Genomic DNA, 15,676 nt, shown 5'->3' on the forward strand with positions numbered 1-15,676 from the left:
GATGTCTCTTTTCCTGCGGTACGTGAAGATGACGATCTGTCATGTTCGGCGGAAAAGTATCGCGATCATGAACCCGTGATCAAGAGCTCCGGCGAAACCGGGCCGTGCCGGCGCCGCCCGTGACCGCCCGGCGGAGGGGCGCGCCTCGCGCGGTACGACCCGACCGGCAGCGACGGCACGCGTCTCCCGGGAAATCGGCGTGGAATGCCGCGAAGCCGCTCGGATAATGGGCAACCTACTAGGTAGTATGTCCATTCAGAAAGCCTAGTCCTGGAGGAATTCGTGAACGGACCGGACGAGCCCATTCTGATCGAACAGCGGAAACACGTGGCGATTGTCACGCTGAACCGCCCCCGGCAACGCAACGCGCTGAGTTCGGAAATGCTGAAAGGCGTGGTGGAGGCGCTCGACTGGGCGGAGGGCGAGTCCTCGGTCCGCGCCGTCGTGCTGACCGGCGGCACCAAGTTGTTCGCCTCCGGGGCGGACCTGCGTGAGCTCCGGGACACCACCCCCGCCGACTACCTGCGTGCGGAGCGTCAGAAGGCCTGGCCCAGGATCGCCGCCTTCAAGAAGCCGCTGGTGGCCGCCGTCGCCGGATACGTCCTCGGCGGCGGCTGCGAGGTGGCCTTGAGCTGCGACTTCGTGGTGGCCGCCGACTCGGCCGTGTTCGGCCAGCCCGAGATCCGCCTGGGGCTCATCCCGGGCGCCGGGGGGACGCAGCGGTGGGCCCGGGTGGCCGGCCGGTTCGAGGCCGCCGAGCTCGTGCTTCTCGGTAAGACCGTCGACGCGTGGACCGCCAAGCGGATGGGCCTGGTCAACAGGGTCGTGCCGGCGGAGTGCGTGGTGGAGGCCGGGGTGGCGATGGCGGAGGAGGCCGCCCGGCACAGCCCCGTGGCCGGTCTGCTCGCCAAGTCGGCGCTGCGCGCCTCCGAGGAGATCGGCGTCTCCGCCGGGCTGGACTTCGAGCGGTCCCAGCTCATGGTGGCCCTGTCGTCGGCCGACCGGACGGAGGGCATCGACGCCTTCCTGGAGAAGCGGCCCCCTCAGTTCCAGGGACGCTGATCCGGGGCGCCGGCTCGTTCTCCGCGAGGAGAGCGGGCCGGCGCGGTGCTAACGCGCCCCGGCCGGGAAGCCGCCGGCTCGGCCCAGCATCGCGGGCGGCTGCGTCTTCCCCAGCCGCTCGCAGATCCAGGTGCCCGTCGCGGCGGTCGCTTCGAGGTCGAGGCCGGTCCGCATGCCGCTGCGGTGCAGCGTGTACAGCAGGTCCTCGGTGGCGATGTTGCCGGTGGCGGCGGGGGCGAAGGGGCAGCCGCCGATCCCGCCCGCACTCGCGTCAAGGGTGCGCACCCCGCTCTCCACCGCTGCCAGGGCGTTGGCGTACCCGGTGTTGCGGGTGTTGTGGAAATGCATGCGCAGCGGCACGCCGGGAGCGGCCTCCGCGACCCGGGCCGCCAGGTCCCGGACCTGGTGCGGCACCCCGACGCCGATCGTGTCCGCGAGCGCGATCTCGTCGGCGGGCGTGGCGAGCGCCGACCGGACGATCTCCAGGACCCGGTCGGCGGGGACCTCGCCCTCGAAGGGGCAGCCGAAGGCGGCCGACACCGTGAGGCTGACCCGGATCCCGGCGGCCCTGGCAGCCGCGGCGATGTCGTGCCAGGCGTCGAGCGACGCCTCGACGCCCATGCCCTGGTTGCGCAGGCTGAACGTCTCGGTGGCGATGACGACGTAGTTGACCTCGTCGACGCCGGCGGCGAAGGCCCTGTCCAGGCCACGCCGGTTGAGCACCAGTCCGATGTAGGAGACGCCGGCCGGCCTGGGCACGGCGGCCATCACGGCCTCGGCGTCGGCCATCTGTGGCACGCGCTTCGGATGGACGAAACTCACCGCCTCGATCCGGCGCGCGCCGGCCCGGATCAGGCGGTCGATGTATTCGACTTTCGTGCTCGTGTCGAGCAATTCCGGCTCGTTCTGCAGGCCGTCCCGCGGGCCGACCTCGACGATGCCGACAGAATGGGTGTTCCCCAAGATCAATCGCTTTCCGTGTCGGGATTCTTCGCGCGGCCCATGTTCGTCAATGTCGAACGGGCGCTGTAGATATGCGACTGCATAATGGATTGGGCCCATTCCCCGTCGCGGTTGGCGAAGGCCACCAGGACTTCCCGATGGTGGGCCATGCTGCGCGACAGCGCGTCCCTGTCGTACTGCCGGAAGGTCCGATAGACGAGAGGGACCTGCACCAGGGCCGAGAGCAGGCTGCTCAACCGCTGGTTGCGGCTGGCGTTCATGACGATCTGATGGAACCGGCCGTTCAGCTCGGCGATCTGGTCGAGGTGTCCGGGCTCGGCCTGCTCCGCCATCGCCTCCATGCGCCTGCTGAGATCCCGGAGCTGTTCGAGCTCCTCGGCGGTGATGCGGTGCGCGGCCCGCTGGGCGACGGCTCCTTCCAGCTGGGCCCGCACCGTGAACAGGTCCCACAGATCCTCTGGGCTCCACTCGGGGATCCGGGCTCCTATGTTGTGCTCCCACTCGATGAAGCCCTCGGTGTGCAGCCGGCGCAGCGCTTCGCGGACCGGGGTGCGGCTCGCCCCCACCGCTCTGGCCAGGCTCGCCTCCGTGAGCTTGTCCCCGGGCTTGTAGGCGGAGCCCAGCAGGAGATCGCGGATGAGTTCGTAGGTACGTTCAGCCTTGGCCACGCCGGCACCTCAACCTTCACGTTCGGACAGTGGAAGCGGGGGACAGGTGACCGCCACGGGGGCCAAGACCGGACGGCTCATCGGACGGCGGCGTGCCGTGTTCGTACGACTTCGACCGGCAACAGGACGGATTTCCGGTTGGCCACCAGCCTTTCTCTGCCGGCCGGTGTCATACGGCTCTCGTCCCACTCCGTGCTGTCGCCCCAGGTGATGGCGACATCCTCCAGCTGGGGCAGCTCGCTGGCCAGCTCGCGGCGGACACTCTGTTCGAAATAAGGACTGTACATGCACATCGGAGCGGTCGTGATGAGCTTGAGGGCGACCCCCACGGCACGGCCGTCGGCGGCCTTCCGCACCTCCACGGACTCGACCAGGCCCATGTCGACGATCCCCATCGGCTGCCCGACCCCGAGGCTGCACGGGTCCTGCACCCCGTTGCACGCGTCGAGGACCCGGGCCACCAGATCCTGCTGTTCGGCTTCCATCTCCACCTCCTTGAGAGAACCGGGCGTCAGGCGGCCAGCCGTTCCCGGTGCAGCTTCCACGGGCGCTCGCCTTCGGCGAGGTAGGCGGCGCGCCGCTCGGCGATCCCGTCCGTGCTGATCCTCCGCTTGACCTCCGCCGGGTCCAGGCCGTGCAGGCGGGCGGCGTTGCCGCCGAGGAGCTTGGCCTTGATCTCGTCGGTGAGCTCGGGGAAGCCCCAGCCCTCGACCAGGTCCTCCGGCATGGTGAAGTCGCGCAGCGCCTCGACGATGGGCTGCGGGTGCGCCGACGGGACCCCGGTGGCGAACAGGATCCGGTCGGTTCCGCCGTGCGCCATGAGGGTGCCGATGATCTCGGCGAACTTCCGGGGCTTGCGCACGATCATGTTGGAGACCGACTCGATGGTCGCGTAGATGTTGCCGTGCGAGCGCAGCTGCAGGGCGCAGTCCTCCAGGAAGGCCCAGCCGCTGTGCACGACCTCGAAGGTCATGTCGGGGAACGCGATGGCCGCCGTGGTCACGTCGTCCACGTGGTTGAGCACCCGCGGACCCGCCCCGGCCGGCACCGCCTTGTGGATCGCGATGCGCCGCATGCCGAGTTCGCGCGCCTTCTCCAGGTACGGGAACACCAGCTCGCGGTCGTTGAGCAGGGTGAGCTTCGAGGAGCTGATCTCCGGATCGATGACGCCGTTCGTCGGATAGAACTTCAGCCCGTCGATGTCGTCCTCGCGGATGCGCTGCTCCATCAGCTCCAGCTCCGCCGGCCCGCGCAGCGGGTCGACGGGGGCGTAGAGCTGGACCCGGCCGGGGTAGGCGCGCTTGAGCGCCTTGCCCAGCTCGTAGGGCGAGGCGCCGCCGGAGAAGAATCCGTCGATCTCGACGCCGTGGTAGTACATGACGTCCACGTCGCTCTCCACGAAGACGATCTCGGCGAGCTCCTCGGCCGTCCATCCGGCGGTGAACTCGTCCCGGGACATCAGGTAGCCGGGCTTGCCCGACTCCACGGACGTGTGCCCGACGCGGTAGAGGAAGTCGACCATGCCGTCGTACGAAGCCTGCGGGCAGTTCGGGTTCCGGTTCTCCGGCCGGAAGTCGTATCCGTGGACAACGGCATCGATGACGAGCATGTCGCCGATCATGGAACCTCCAGCGTTGGCTACGGGTGTGGCGCCTGTAACGGTCCACCTCGTGAAGTGTGTGCAATCTAGGCTCGACCCTCCGGGGGCGTCAAGACGTCCCGACAGCCGGGTCCGACTCTGACAGCCCTTCTTGTTGCCGTCATTCAACGCAGCCAATGCCTGTGACCTGCGGTGATATCTCGTATCAATGATCAGAGATTGAAGTCCGAAGTCGTGGACTAGACCTTTCAGCATCTTGCTCCGGGGAGTAATGTTCCGGTTGCCCCTTGACAGATTGCATACGATTCGGCCGATACTCAGGCCCTATGAACGGCGACACAGCAGCATCCCCCGCAACGCTGCAGGACGATGCCCGGTCCGGCGGCAGGCCCGACAGCACGTCCGTGCTCGTCGCGACGGATCTCAGGAAGAACTTCGGGGCCGTGGCGGCGCTGGCGGGAGCGTCCCTGCACCTGCGTCGTGGTGAGGTGATGGCCCTGATGGGCGACAACGGGGCCGGCAAGTCGACCCTGGTGAAGTCCATCGCCGGCGTGGTCGTCCCCGACTCCGGGGAGATCCTGATCAACGGCGAGTCCAGACGCTTCGCCGGCCCCGGCGACGCGCTCAGGGCCGGGATCGAGACCGTCTACCAGGATCTCGCCCTCGTCGACTCCATGTCGGCCAGCGAGAACGTCTTCCTGGGACGGGAGCCCGTCAAGGCCGGGCCGCTCGGCCGGCTCTTCAAGCTCGTGGACCGCCGCCGCATGGCGGACGACGCCGGTCAGGCGCTGGCCGGGATCGGCGCGAAGATCCCGTCACTCGCGGACTCCGTATCCGCGATGTCGGGAGGTCAGCGCCAGGCGCTCGCCGTGGCGCGCGCGATGCTCTGGGGCAAGAACATCGTCATGCTCGACGAGCCCACCGCGGCCCTGGGGGTCCAGGAGTCGGAGGGCGTCCTGGAGATCATCACGGCCCTGAAGTCACAGGACGTGTCCGTGCTCATGATCTCCCACAATCTGGAGCACGTGTTCAAGGTGGCGGATCGGGTGACGGTGATGCGCCAGGGCCGGACGGTGGGCGAACGGCACATCCGCGATGTCGTGGCCAACGACATCGTCGGACTCATCACCGGGGGATCAGAGGTGTCCTGAGCGGCACCGAGATCGGGGAAACCTCGTCGAACCCCACCTGGTGTGGGCGAGATCGGAGTACGAAATGTCAACGTCCAGACTACGACGCTGGCCGCTGAAGGCCGTGGCCATCATGTCGCTCACCGCCGCGGTCGCGGCCTGTGGCGGCTCCACGGACACCGCCGAGCCGGCGGCGGGCGAGTCCGCCGCGGACAAGAAGGTGTTCATCGGCTTCGCCAACTTCGCCGAGCCGGAGAGCCCGGTGCTGAAGGCGCTCGACACCGGCATGCGCAAGGAAGCCGAGAAGCGGAGCTGGGACCTGGTGGTCCTCAACAACGACCGGGACGGGCCCACCGCCGTCTCCAACGCGGAGACGATGGTCGCCCAGGGCGTGACGCACGCGGTGGAGTTCCAGGGTGACGGCAAGGTCGCCCCCCAGCTCATGGACACCTTCAACGCCGCGAACATCCCGGTCATCGCGATCGACATCGCCCACCCCGGCGCGCACTTCTTCGGCATCAACAACGTCGAGGCCGGGCGGCTCAGCGGGCTCGCGGGCGGCAACCACGCCAAGGAGAACTGGGACTGCAAGCCCGACCTGGTGACCCTGCTGGAGAACGAAGCCTCCGGTGACGTGGCGCTGCTGCGCACCGAGGGCATTCTCAAGGGCCTCAAGGAGGCGTGCCCCGACCTTCCCGACGACGTGATCCAGCGGCGCAACTCGCCGACCACGCCGGACGGCGCCCAGGGCGTCGCCCGCGACATCCTGGTCTCCAAGCCGGACGCCAAGAACATCCTCGCCCTGGGCGGCAACGACAACATGGTGATCGGCACCATCAACGCCGCCGAGCAACTGGGCCGGGCCGGCAACGTGTTCGGCTACGGGCTGGGCGCCGACCTCATGCTGTTCGGGGTGGACACTCCCGGTCTGGGTGGTTCGACCGCCTTCTGGTACGAGGGATACGCGAAGGAGATCTTCAAGCTCCTCGACAAGATCGTCGCAGGTGAGGCTCCCGCGGTCGTCGATTCCCCGACCGACCCGAACGCGCACTTCAACCCGGCGTGCCAGTTCCCCAACGACCAGGTGAAGAGCATTCCCAGCCTGGACCAGAGGATCGAGGAGCTGTACGCGGGCGACGCGGGCTCGGCCTCGGCCGCCGAGAAGTACTGCCCCGAGGGCGTGGAGACGTACGGGCTCAAGGGTTAGCCGGACCAATGTCGACTTCAGGCATCGCACTGACGAACCGGTGGGCGAGGGTCTCGGCCCTCGCCCCCCGGGGGCATGGCGCCACCACGCTGGTGCTGCTGCTCACCTGGCTGGCGCTCGTCGTGGCGACCGGCCTGCGGGCCCCCGGCTTCCTGTCCGGCCAGACGGTCGTGGCCGTGGCGTTCAACATGGCCTTTGTCGGGATCATGGTGACCGGCGTCGGCATCGTCATGATGTCCGGTGCCGAGTTCGACCTCTCCGTCGGGGTCACCGCCGTCACCTCCGCGCTGATCGTGGCGCAGCTTCTCGTCGAGGGCTGGTCGTTCCCGCCCGCGATGCTGGTCGCGGTGCTGTTCGGGGTGCTGATCGGAGCCGCCAACGCCTGGCTCGTGCTGTGGCTGGGCATCCATCCGATCGTGGCGACCCTGGGCATGATGTTCCTGGTCAGCGGGGTCACCCGGATCTTCGTGGACTTCGTCGCCATCCCGCGCGACTCCTTCCTGCGCCAGCAGGCCGCCGGAGCGTGGCTCGGCGTCCCCAGGGTCTTCTGGGTGATGCTGGTGGTCTTCACGATCGTCGGCCTGGTGATCAGGAGCACGCGTCCCGGCCGGCATCTCGTCGCGGTGGGCGGCAACGCCCAGGCCGCGCGGGCCCGTGGCATCAGCCCGCGGCGCGTCCAGGGCGTCGCGTTCGTCCTGTGCGGGCTCTGCGCGGGCATCGCCGGGCTGGTGCTCGCCTCCCAGGGCGACATCGTGCAGTCCAGTCTCACGGCCGGCACCGAGTTCAGGGTCATCTCGATCCTGCTGCTCGGCGGCCTGGCCCTGACCGGCGGGCGCGGGCGGTTCAGCGGGGTGTTCGCGTCGCTGCTCCTGCTGAGCACGCTGCCGACGGCCATCGTCACCTGGGGCGTGTCGTCGAGCTGGCAGCCCGTCATCGAAGGCCTCGTCCTGGCCGTCGCCCTGGCCGTCAACTCATTGCGCGAGAAGAAGAGGTGAGAACCTTGACCAGCCGCCCGAAACCTTCGGCGACCGCGTTGCTGAGCCCCATGGCCACGAGTCTCGCCTTCCTCGCGATCGTGATCGTGTGCGGGATCGTGTTCGCCCCCAGCTTCCTGTCGGTCGCCAACCTGGCCAGCGTGTCGAGCGGGATCATGGCTCCGGCCATCATCCTTCTCGTGGCCTGCCTGGCCATGACGGGAGGGGTCGCGGACCTGAGTCTCGGGTCCGTGCTCGGGCTGGGGGGCGTCGTGTACGCCACGGTGCTCCAGCTCTCGGAGTCACCGCTCGCCGGGGTCGCCGCCGCCGCGGCGGCGGGGGTCGCCGTCGGCCTCTTCAACAGCGTGCTCTCGGTGCGGTTCCACATCTGGCCCCTGATCGCGACCCTCGGCATGCTGGTGGCGGCCCGCGGGCTGGTCAGCGTGATCAGCGGCGGCAGCTCGGTGGCCGCCTACACGCCGGAGCTGAGCGCGGCGCTGAAGACCGCCATCGGTCCCGTCCCCGTCGTCCTGGTCGGCGTGGTCGTCCTGGCCGTGCTCGTCGGCTGGATCATCAGGTACACCCGCTGGGGCAACCACCTGCGGGCGGTCGGCGGCGACGACGTCGCGGCCCGGCGTGCCGGGATCCCGGCCAACCGCATGCGGATGTGGCTGTTCGTGGTCGTCGCCCTGGTGGCCGCGCTGGCCGGCTCGCTCCAGGTCATGCGGACCGGCGCGTCCGCGGTCAACCTCGGGGAGGGCGTCGAGCTGCTCGTGTACGGCGCCCTGCTCATCTCGGGTTACCGGCTCGCCGGAGGAGGGCGGGGCAGCGCCCTGTCCGGCCTGGTGTGCCTGTTCGCGCTGGAGCTGATCAGGAACATCTTCCGGCTGCGCGGGCTGCCCCTGCCGCTGACCGACGTGCTGCTCGGGCTCACCCTCATCGGAGCGGTCTCTCTCGACCTGGTCCGCGGACGCGTGCGACGGCCGCTGATCGCCCAGCCCGCGACCGGATGAGGGCCGGACCGCATGGAGAAAGGTGCATGAATCACATGGAAGCGTTCTCGCAGGGGCCGTTGACCGGGGTACGCGTCATCGAGACGGGTGTCCTGGTCGCCGGTCCGTACTGCGGCCAGCTCCTCGGTGATCTCGGAGCGGAGGTCATCAAGGTGGAGGACCCCGCCAAAGGCGACCCGATGCGGCAGTGGGGGCGCGAGCGTCCGCACGGCAAGTCGCTCTGGTTTCCCATCCTGGGCAGGAACAAGCAGTCCGTGACCTGCAACCTGCGGGTGGAGAAGGGCCAGGCGGTCTTCCGTAAGCTGATCGCCGACGCGGACGTCCTGATCGAGAACTTCCGCCCGGGAACCCTGGAGAAGTGGGGGCTCAGCCCTGAGACGCTCTGGGAGATCAACCCCCGCCTGGTGATCGTCAGGGTGTCGGCGTACGGCCAGGACGGTCCCTATGCCGGCCGGGCCGGATACGGCTCCATCGGTGAGGCCATGGGCGGCATCCGCCACGTCACCGGCGATCCGAAGGCCCTGCCCAGCCGGGTCGGGATCAGCCTGGGCGACGCGCTGGCCGGGACCTTCGCGGCGCTCGGGTGCATGGGTGCGCTGCGCGTGGCCGAGACGACCGGGCGGGGACAGATCGTCGACAGCGCCATCTACGAGGCGGTCCTGGCCCTGATGGAGTCGACCGTGCCCGAGTACGCGATCGGCGGCTACACCCGCGAGCGGACCGGGTCGATCCTGCCCAACGTCGCGCCGAGCAACGCGTACCGCACCAAGGACGACGACATGGTCCTGATCGCCGCCAACCAGGACACCGTCTTCGGCAGGCTCGCCCAGGCCATGGGCCGTCCCGAGCTCGCCGCCGATCCGGACTTCGCCACGCACGGCGGCCGGGGCCTGAACCAGGAGTGGCTCGACCAGATCATCGCGGACTGGTGCTCGACCATGCCGGCCGACGCGCTGCTCGACCACCTGCACAAGCACGGGGTGCCCGCGGGCCGGATCTACACGGCCCGCGACATGTTCGCCGACGAGCACTTCGCCGCGCGGGAGGCCATCGTCCGCCTCCCGCACCCGGAATTCGGCGAGTTCCCCATGCAGAACGTCTTCCCCCGGCTTTCCGCCACCCCCGGCGGGATCCGCTCGCTCGGCCCCGAAATGGGCGAGCACAATGAGGCGGTGCTGTCCCGGTTCGCCGGAATTGACCCAGAAGAGCTGGCCGGTCTGCGCGCAGACGGCGTCATCTGACGACCATCGAAAAGAGGAGACCCGACGATGCAACCCATCAACAAGCCGTCGATCAGTTACGAGGACGCGCAGCGAGCCGTCGCGGCCGCCGTGGAGAAGGCCCGTGAGCAGGGTCTGGCCATGGTGGTGGCGGTGGTGGACGAGAGCGGCGTGCTCAAGGCCTTCGGCCGCATGGACGGCGCCGCCCTGCTCTCCGTCCAGGTGGCGAAGGACAAGGCGTACACGGCCGCGGGCTTCGGGATGCCCACGGACGGCTGGTACGACTTCATCAAGGACGACGGTCCGCTGGCGATCGGCGCCCCCGCCGGCATCGACCGCCTCGTCGTCTTCGGCGGCGGCTTCCCGATCACGGCCGACGGCCAGGTCATCGGCGCCATCGGCGTCAGCGGCGGCCACTACAGCCAGGACATGACGGTCGCCCAGGCCGGGCTCGACGCGCTGGCCTAGCCCCCTGCCCGCCGGACGGAACCTCCCGCCCGGCGGGCACAGGTCTATCCTCGAACCAACCTACTCAGTAGTATGTTAGGAGTGTCCGTGGCGGTCATCTGGCAACCGGAGCTCGACGGGGAACGGCGGAGATGGGTCGATCTCGCCGCCCGGCTCACCGAGGACCACTTCGCCCCCCTGGCCGAAGAGCTCGACCGCGACCAGCGCTATCCGTGGGAGAGCGTGGAGAGACTGGTCGAGTCCGGTCTCGCGGGCCTGTTCGTGCCCCGGGAGTACGGCGGGCAGGGCGCCGACCTGGAGACCACCTGTGCCGTCATCGAGACGGTCTCGCGTGGTTGCACCTCCACCGGGTCGATCCTGGCGGCGTACGCCCTGGGAGGCACGCCGCTCCTGCTCGCCGGCACCGACCGGCAGAAGGCCGAACACCTCGGCGGCCTGGCGGCGGGCAAGGCGGTCAGCTTCGCGCTCAGTGAGGAGGGCGCGGGGAGCGACGCCGCGGGCATCAGGACGACCGCGGTCCGCGAGGGCGACCACTGGCGCCTGCGCGGAGAGAAGATCTTCATCGGGAACGGCGGGGCCTCCCAGTCCTACATCGTGTTCGCGCTGACGGACCCGGAAGCGGGCACGCGCGGGATCACCGCCTTCCTGGTCGACAAGGACGCCGACGGCGTGGTGATCGACCGCTACGAGGACAAGATGGGCATCCGCGGCACCCTGACCAGCAACCTCAAGCTGGACACGGTCGTCAGCGACGACGACATCCTCGGTGAGCTGAACCGCGGGATGCGTCTCGCCATGCGGACGCTGGACGCGGGCCGGATCTCCGTGGCCGCCCAGTCGGTCGGCGTCGGCCTGGCCGGATACGACGTGGGCAGCAGGGAGGCCTGCCGCAGGCAGACGTTCGGCAAGCCCGTCATCGACAACCAGGGCATCTCCTTCCCGCTCGCCGACGTGGCCACCGAGATCACCGCGGCACGCATGATCACCGTCGAGGCCGCGCGCGCGTACGACAGGGGAGAGAACGTCAGCGTGCTCGGCGCGATGGCCAAGCTCTACGCGAGCGAGGCGGCGCACCGCAGCGTCGACCTGGCGGTGCAGATCTTCGGCGGCGCCGGCTACTGCAGGCCGTGCCCCGCCGAACGGCTGTACCGGGACCAGCGCATCCTGGAGATCTACGAGGGCACGTCGGAGATCCAGCGGCTCGTGCTCGGGCGGTTCATCAAGGCCGAGGCCGAGGAGGCGAGCCGGTGACATTCACCGACCACTGGACGCTCGACGTCCCATGGCCGGAGCCGGGCCCGTCGACCGTGTACGACCTGGCGCACCGGCTCCACACCGGCATCCCGCACCACCCCAACCATCCGCCCTACTCCTTCACCCTCACCAAGCGGCATGGAGAGGTGATGTATCCCGACGGCGTCTCCGCCGCCGCCGAGATGATCACCACGGGCGGTCACGTGGGCACGCACATGGACGGCTTCGCGCACGTCTCCAGGTTCGGCAGGATCTACGGCGGCCTCGACGTGACCGAGAACCAGTCGTACGCCGACGGCGTCGCCGTGCACTCCGTCCACGAGATGCCCCCGGTCCTGGCGCCGGGCCACCTCGTGGACGCCACCGTCGCGCTGGGGCGGGACCTCACCCCCGATGACGGGGTGGACGCCGACCTGCTCGACGCCTGGTTCCGGACCCGCCCGCTGCCGGCGCCCGGCTCGGTCGTCCTGATCAGGACGGGCTGGGACCGGCACTGGGACGACAACGCCACCTTCCTCGGCACGTCGACCGGAGCCCCAGGGGTCACGCTCACCGGGGCGGAATGGCTGACCAGCCATGGGATCATCGCCTCCGGAACCGACACCGTCGCCTACGAGAAGATGCCGGCGGCGACGTTGCCGGTCCACTGTCATCTGCTGGTGGACCACGGTGTGCCGATCATGGAGGCGATGAACCTCGCACCTCTCAGCGAGCGCGAGGCCTGGGAGTTCTTCTTCATCGCCGCGCCGCTTCCCATCCTCGGCGGCACCGGCTCACCGATACGTCCACTGGCCCTGGTACCTCGGACGTAAGGGCGGTACACCCGTTGAGCAGCAGTGAGATCGGCCGGCCCGCACTGGGCCGGCCGGGCCCCGGCGAGGACGGCCGCAAGGCGATCCTGGACGCGGCGGCGCGGGCCTTCGCCCGCAAGGGCTACTTCGCGACCAGCATCGACGCGATCGCCGACGAGCTCGGCGCCACCAAGGGCCGTGTCTACCACTACTACCGGGGCAAGGCGGAGATCTTCCTCGACGTGGTGGTCACCGGGATGCGCGATCTCATCGCCGCGGTGGAACCGATCAGCGCCCGCCAGGACGCCGGACCCGGCGAGCGCATGTATCAGATGGCGCACCTGCACGCGTCCATGATGATGCTGCGCAACCACGCGCAGCGCGTCTCCGTGCAGGCGATCGAGATGCGCTCGGTCGCCGAGATCGCGATCCACCAGGACGTGCTCGCCGACGTGTTCGCGCTGCGCCGCCGGTACGAGCAGATCTTCATCGACGTGGTCGAGGAGGGCGTCCGGCTGGGCGACTTCGCCGCCACCGACAGCGGCCTGGTCGTCAAGTCGGCGCTCGGCGCCCTGAACTGGATCCCCATCTGGTACGCCCCCGACCGCACGCCGCTCGACGTGGAGAAAGTCGCCGACACCTTCGCCCGATTCATCGTGAACGGTTTGAAAGGAAGCTGAAGATGGACAGCCCGAGCTCGGCCGAATACTGGAGCGAGGTGGAGACCTGGCCCAGGGACCGCATCGCGGAGTTCCAGCTCGCCGCACTGCGGCGGCAACTCGCCTACGTCGGGGCGAACAGCGCCTACTACAAGGCGGCCTGGGCCGGGATCGGCTTCGAGCCGGGTGACCTGCGCTCGCTCGACGACCTGCGCTCCCTGCCCGTCGTGCGCAAGGCGGACTACGTGGCGGACCTGGCCGAACGGGGGCCGTGGGGCTCGATGCTGGCCGTGCACCCGGAGGACGTGGCCCGGGTGCACTTCTCCTCGGGCACCACCTCCTCTCCGGCGCCGGTCTGCTGGACCCGGCAGGACCTCGACCGCTGGGCCGACCTGTACGCCAGGTTCGCGTACAGCCAGGGCGTGCGCCGCACCGACGTGTACCAGGCGCTGTTCGGTTTCGCCTGGTTCGTCGGCGGGCTCGGCGTCACCGCCGCCTACACCAAGATCGGCTGTACGGTCATCCCCGGCGGGTCGGGCGACACCGAGCGCCAGATCGACGTCATGGCGAGGTACGGCACCACCGCCGTCAGCGGCACGCCGTCGTTCATGCTGCACCTGGCCGAGACCGCCGAACGGCTCGGCCGTCCCGTGACGGGCAACCGGGTACGCCGGATCCAGGTCGGCGGCGAGCCGGGCGGCGGCATCCCCGAGACCCGCGCCCTCATCGAGGAACGCTGGGACGCCAAGGTGTTCGACGGCTACGGCTCACTCGAGTTCCAGCCCATCGCCTGGGAGTGCGAGCGGCAGGCGGGCGGCCACTTCGCCGAGGACTTCGTGTACGCCGAGGTCGTGGACGCCGAGACCGGCGCCCCGGTCCCGGACGGCAGCCCGGGCGTGCTCGTCCTCACCCACCTCGACAAGCAGGCGTCTCCGTTCGTGCGCTGGTGGACGGGCGACGTGGTGGTGCGCGACCCGGACCCGTGCGCGTGCGGCCGCACCCACGGCCGCCTGCGCGGGGGAGTGCTGGGCCGCGCCGACGACATGCTGGTGGTACGGGGGGTCAACTTCTTCCCGAGCTCGGTGGAGAGCCTGGTGCGCAGCACCCCGGGCGCCACCGGCGAGTACCTCATCGTGATCGACGAGGACGTGGTCGACCGGGCCACCGGCTACCTGACCGGCGTCAAGGTGCGACTGGAGACCGAGGACGGCGCCGCCGAGTCCGCCGTGGACCGGCTCGCCCACGCCATCCGCGCCGAGCTCACCGTCCGCGCGGTGGTCGAGCCGGTCCCGTCCGGCTCGCTCGCCCGCAGCACCCACAAGGCCAAGCGCCTGGTCCGCGAGATCTGAACACCGAGGAGTGAACGTGACTGACGACGTCTACATCGTGAGCGCCGTACGGACACCGCACGGGAGGTACGGGGGATCCCTCAAGGACGTCCGGCTCGTCGAGCTCGGCGGACTGGCCGGGCGAGCGGCGCTCGACCGCGCCGGGGTGTCGCCCGACGACATCGGCGAGATGGTGCTGTCCAACTGCAGGCAGGCCGGCAACGGCCCCAACCCGGGACGCCAGGTCGCCTTCAAGGCGGGCCTCCCGGAGCCCGTCCCCGCGCAGACCGTCAACATGGCGTGCGCCTCCGGCCTCAAGGCGCTCCAGCTCGCGGCGCACCCCATCCTCCTGGGGGAGAGCGAGCTCACCTTGGCCGTGGCGGCGGAAAGCATGTCGACCATGCCGTACATCGCCCCGTACACCCTGCGCTGGGGCGGGGTGCGGCGCGGGGACATCCTGCTGGCGGACGGCTGGCGGGACGGCGGCACCGACCCGATCTGCGGCATGAACATGGGACAGACGGCCGAGAAGGTGGCGCGCGAGTACGGCGTCAGCCGGGCCGACCAGGACGCCTGGTCGGTCCGCAGCCACCAGCGCCTGGCCGCCGCCTGGGACGAGGGCATCCTGGACGGCCAGATCGTCGAGGTGGCGCACGAGGAGGGGTCGCTCTCCAGGGACGAGACGTTCCGCCAGGGATCGACCGCGGAGAAGCTCTCGACACTGCGCCCCGCCTTCGAGGACGGCGGCACGGTCACGGCGGGCAACGCCAGCCAGATGGCCGACGGCGCCGCCGCGGTCGTGCTGGCCGGCGGCCGGGCCGCCGCCGAGCGAGGTCTCACCCCGCGTGCCCGGCTGGTGTCCGTGGCCGCCGTCGGCGTCGATCCCACCATGATGGGCATCGGCCCCACCGCGGCGATCCCCGCGGCCCTGAAGAAGGCCGGCCTGTCCGTGGGCGACATCGACCTGTTCGAGATCAACGAGGCGTTCGCCGCGCAGATCGTGCAGAACGTGCGCGCCCTGGACCTCGACGAGGACCGGGTCAACGTGAACGGCGGCGGCATCGCGCTGGGGCACCCGACGGGCCAGAGCGGCCTGCGCGTCGTGGTCAGCCTCCTGCACGAGCTGGAGCGGCGCGACGCCCGCTTCGGCGTCGCGAGTCTGTGCGTCGGCGGCGGGCAGGGCATCGCCGCCGTCATCGAGCGGGTGGCGGCATGACACTCCCTGTGTCAACCTCAGGCAGCAACGAACTCGTTGAGCGCCGCTGCGGCGCCGTGTTTGGCGGGGTCGTAGGGGACACCGTCGAGCCAGCAGCGCCAGATCACGCGGATCCAGGCGCGG

General features: G+C 69.8%; 16 protein-coding genes. 12 read left to right on the forward strand and 4 right to left on the reverse strand.

All coding sequences use genetic code 11. From position 1 onward, the window contains the following. The first annotated feature begins 327 nt into the window (after positions 1–327). Entirely contained in the window at positions 328–1,062 is a 735-nt protein-coding gene (locus KME79_RS08100) for an enoyl-CoA hydratase-related protein (RefSeq protein ID WP_308248836.1), read from the forward strand. A 48-nt stretch (positions 1,063–1,110) separates the two neighbouring features. Here the strand turns inward: KME79_RS08100 and KME79_RS08105 are convergent, their stop codons facing one another. The 4 genes from KME79_RS08105 to KME79_RS08120 all read right to left on the reverse strand — a co-directional run bounded on the left by KME79_RS08105 (position 1,111) and on the right by KME79_RS08120 (position 4,302). Then, complete coding sequence (locus KME79_RS08105; RefSeq protein WP_246639429.1) at positions 1,111–2,025, reverse strand: hydroxymethylglutaryl-CoA lyase; 915 nt, start codon at positions 2,023–2,025, stop codon at positions 1,111–1,113. A gap of 2 nt (positions 2,026–2,027) precedes the next feature. Further along, on the reverse strand, positions 2,028–2,693 hold the full coding sequence (locus tag KME79_RS08110) for a GntR family transcriptional regulator (RefSeq protein ID WP_219543913.1): 666 nt from the start codon (positions 2,691–2,693) through the stop codon (positions 2,028–2,030). Between the two features lie 77 nt (positions 2,694–2,770). After that, entirely contained in the window at positions 2,771–3,178 is a 408-nt protein-coding gene (locus tag KME79_RS08115) for a metal-sulfur cluster assembly factor (protein WP_219543914.1), read from the reverse strand. 26 nt (positions 3,179–3,204) lie between these two features. Next, positions 3,205–4,302, reverse strand: coding sequence for an amidohydrolase family protein (locus tag KME79_RS08120; protein WP_219543915.1), 1,098 nt, complete (start codon positions 4,300–4,302; stop codon positions 3,205–3,207). 317 nt (positions 4,303–4,619) lie between these two features. Between KME79_RS08120 and KME79_RS08125 the strand changes: the two genes are divergently transcribed. From KME79_RS08125 to KME79_RS08175, 11 genes are all read left to right on the forward strand, one after another. Further along, complete coding sequence (locus KME79_RS08125) at positions 4,620–5,444, forward strand: ATP-binding cassette domain-containing protein (RefSeq protein WP_219543916.1); 825 nt, start codon at positions 4,620–4,622, stop codon at positions 5,442–5,444. 64 nt (positions 5,445–5,508) lie between these two features. Further along, on the forward strand, positions 5,509–6,630 hold the full coding sequence (locus KME79_RS08130) for a sugar ABC transporter substrate-binding protein (RefSeq protein WP_219543917.1): 1,122 nt from the start codon (positions 5,509–5,511) through the stop codon (positions 6,628–6,630). 8 nt (positions 6,631–6,638) lie between these two features. Beyond that, positions 6,639–7,625, forward strand: a complete 987-nt coding sequence (locus KME79_RS08135; RefSeq protein WP_219543918.1) for an ABC transporter permease — start codon at positions 6,639–6,641, stop codon at positions 7,623–7,625. 50 nt (positions 7,626–7,675) lie between these two features. Then, positions 7,676–8,617, forward strand: coding sequence for an ABC transporter permease (locus KME79_RS08140; RefSeq protein WP_219543919.1), 942 nt, complete (start codon positions 7,676–7,678; stop codon positions 8,615–8,617). A 26-nt stretch (positions 8,618–8,643) separates the two neighbouring features. Further along, positions 8,644–9,858, forward strand: a complete 1,215-nt coding sequence (locus tag KME79_RS08145) for a CaiB/BaiF CoA transferase family protein (RefSeq protein ID WP_246639430.1) — start codon at positions 8,644–8,646, stop codon at positions 9,856–9,858. A 27-nt stretch (positions 9,859–9,885) separates the two neighbouring features. Beyond that, entirely contained in the window at positions 9,886–10,305 is a 420-nt protein-coding gene (locus KME79_RS08150) for a GlcG/HbpS family heme-binding protein (RefSeq protein ID WP_219543920.1), read from the forward strand. 87 nt (positions 10,306–10,392) lie between these two features. Next, positions 10,393–11,556 (forward strand): acyl-CoA dehydrogenase family protein, encoded by a 1,164-nt coding sequence (locus tag KME79_RS08155; protein ID WP_219543921.1) that lies wholly within the window; start codon positions 10,393–10,395, stop codon positions 11,554–11,556. Further along, positions 11,553–12,371: a cyclase family protein gene (locus KME79_RS08160; RefSeq protein WP_148029765.1), complete on the forward strand. Its 819-nt coding sequence runs from the start codon at positions 11,553–11,555 to the stop codon at positions 12,369–12,371. The genes KME79_RS08155 and KME79_RS08160 overlap by 4 nt, the downstream gene beginning before the upstream one ends. Before the next feature lie 14 nt (positions 12,372–12,385). Then, positions 12,386–13,030, forward strand: a complete 645-nt coding sequence (locus KME79_RS08165) for a TetR/AcrR family transcriptional regulator (RefSeq protein WP_187280994.1) — start codon at positions 12,386–12,388, stop codon at positions 13,028–13,030. Positions 13,031–13,032: 2 nt separating this feature from the next. Continuing rightward, entirely contained in the window at positions 13,033–14,358 is a 1,326-nt protein-coding gene (locus KME79_RS08170; protein WP_219543922.1) for a phenylacetate--CoA ligase family protein, read from the forward strand. A 16-nt stretch (positions 14,359–14,374) separates the two neighbouring features. Beyond that, complete coding sequence (locus KME79_RS08175) at positions 14,375–15,553, forward strand: thiolase family protein (RefSeq protein ID WP_219543923.1); 1,179 nt, start codon at positions 14,375–14,377, stop codon at positions 15,551–15,553. Positions 15,554–15,676 lie beyond the last annotated feature (123 nt).

This window comes from Nonomuraea harbinensis, from assembly GCF_019396385.1.
In the GTDB taxonomy this organism is placed as follows: domain Bacteria; phylum Actinomycetota; class Actinomycetes; order Streptosporangiales; family Streptosporangiaceae; genus Nonomuraea; species Nonomuraea ferruginea.

Coding starts and splice junctions, on each gene's coding strand:
- KME79_RS08115 (WP_219543914.1), bottom strand. CDS start 3,178: ATGGAAGCCGAACAGCAGGATCTGGTGGCCCGGGTCCTCGACGCGTGC.
- KME79_RS08120 (WP_219543915.1), bottom strand. CDS start 4,302: ATGCTCGTCATCGATGCCGTTGTCCACGGATACGACTTCCGGCCGGAG.
- KME79_RS08125 (WP_219543916.1), top strand. CDS start 4,620: ATGAACGGCGACACAGCAGCATCCCCCGCAACGCTGCAGGACGATGCC.
- KME79_RS08130 (WP_219543917.1), top strand. CDS start 5,509: ATGTCAACGTCCAGACTACGACGCTGGCCGCTGAAGGCCGTGGCCATC.
- KME79_RS08135 (WP_219543918.1), top strand. CDS start 6,639: ATGTCGACTTCAGGCATCGCACTGACGAACCGGTGGGCGAGGGTCTCG.
- KME79_RS08140 (WP_219543919.1), top strand. CDS start 7,676: ATGGCCACGAGTCTCGCCTTCCTCGCGATCGTGATCGTGTGCGGGATC.
- KME79_RS08145 (WP_246639430.1), top strand. CDS start 8,644: ATGAATCACATGGAAGCGTTCTCGCAGGGGCCGTTGACCGGGGTACGC.
- KME79_RS08150 (WP_219543920.1), top strand. CDS start 9,886: ATGCAACCCATCAACAAGCCGTCGATCAGTTACGAGGACGCGCAGCGA.
- KME79_RS08170 (WP_219543922.1), top strand. CDS start 13,033: ATGGACAGCCCGAGCTCGGCCGAATACTGGAGCGAGGTGGAGACCTGG.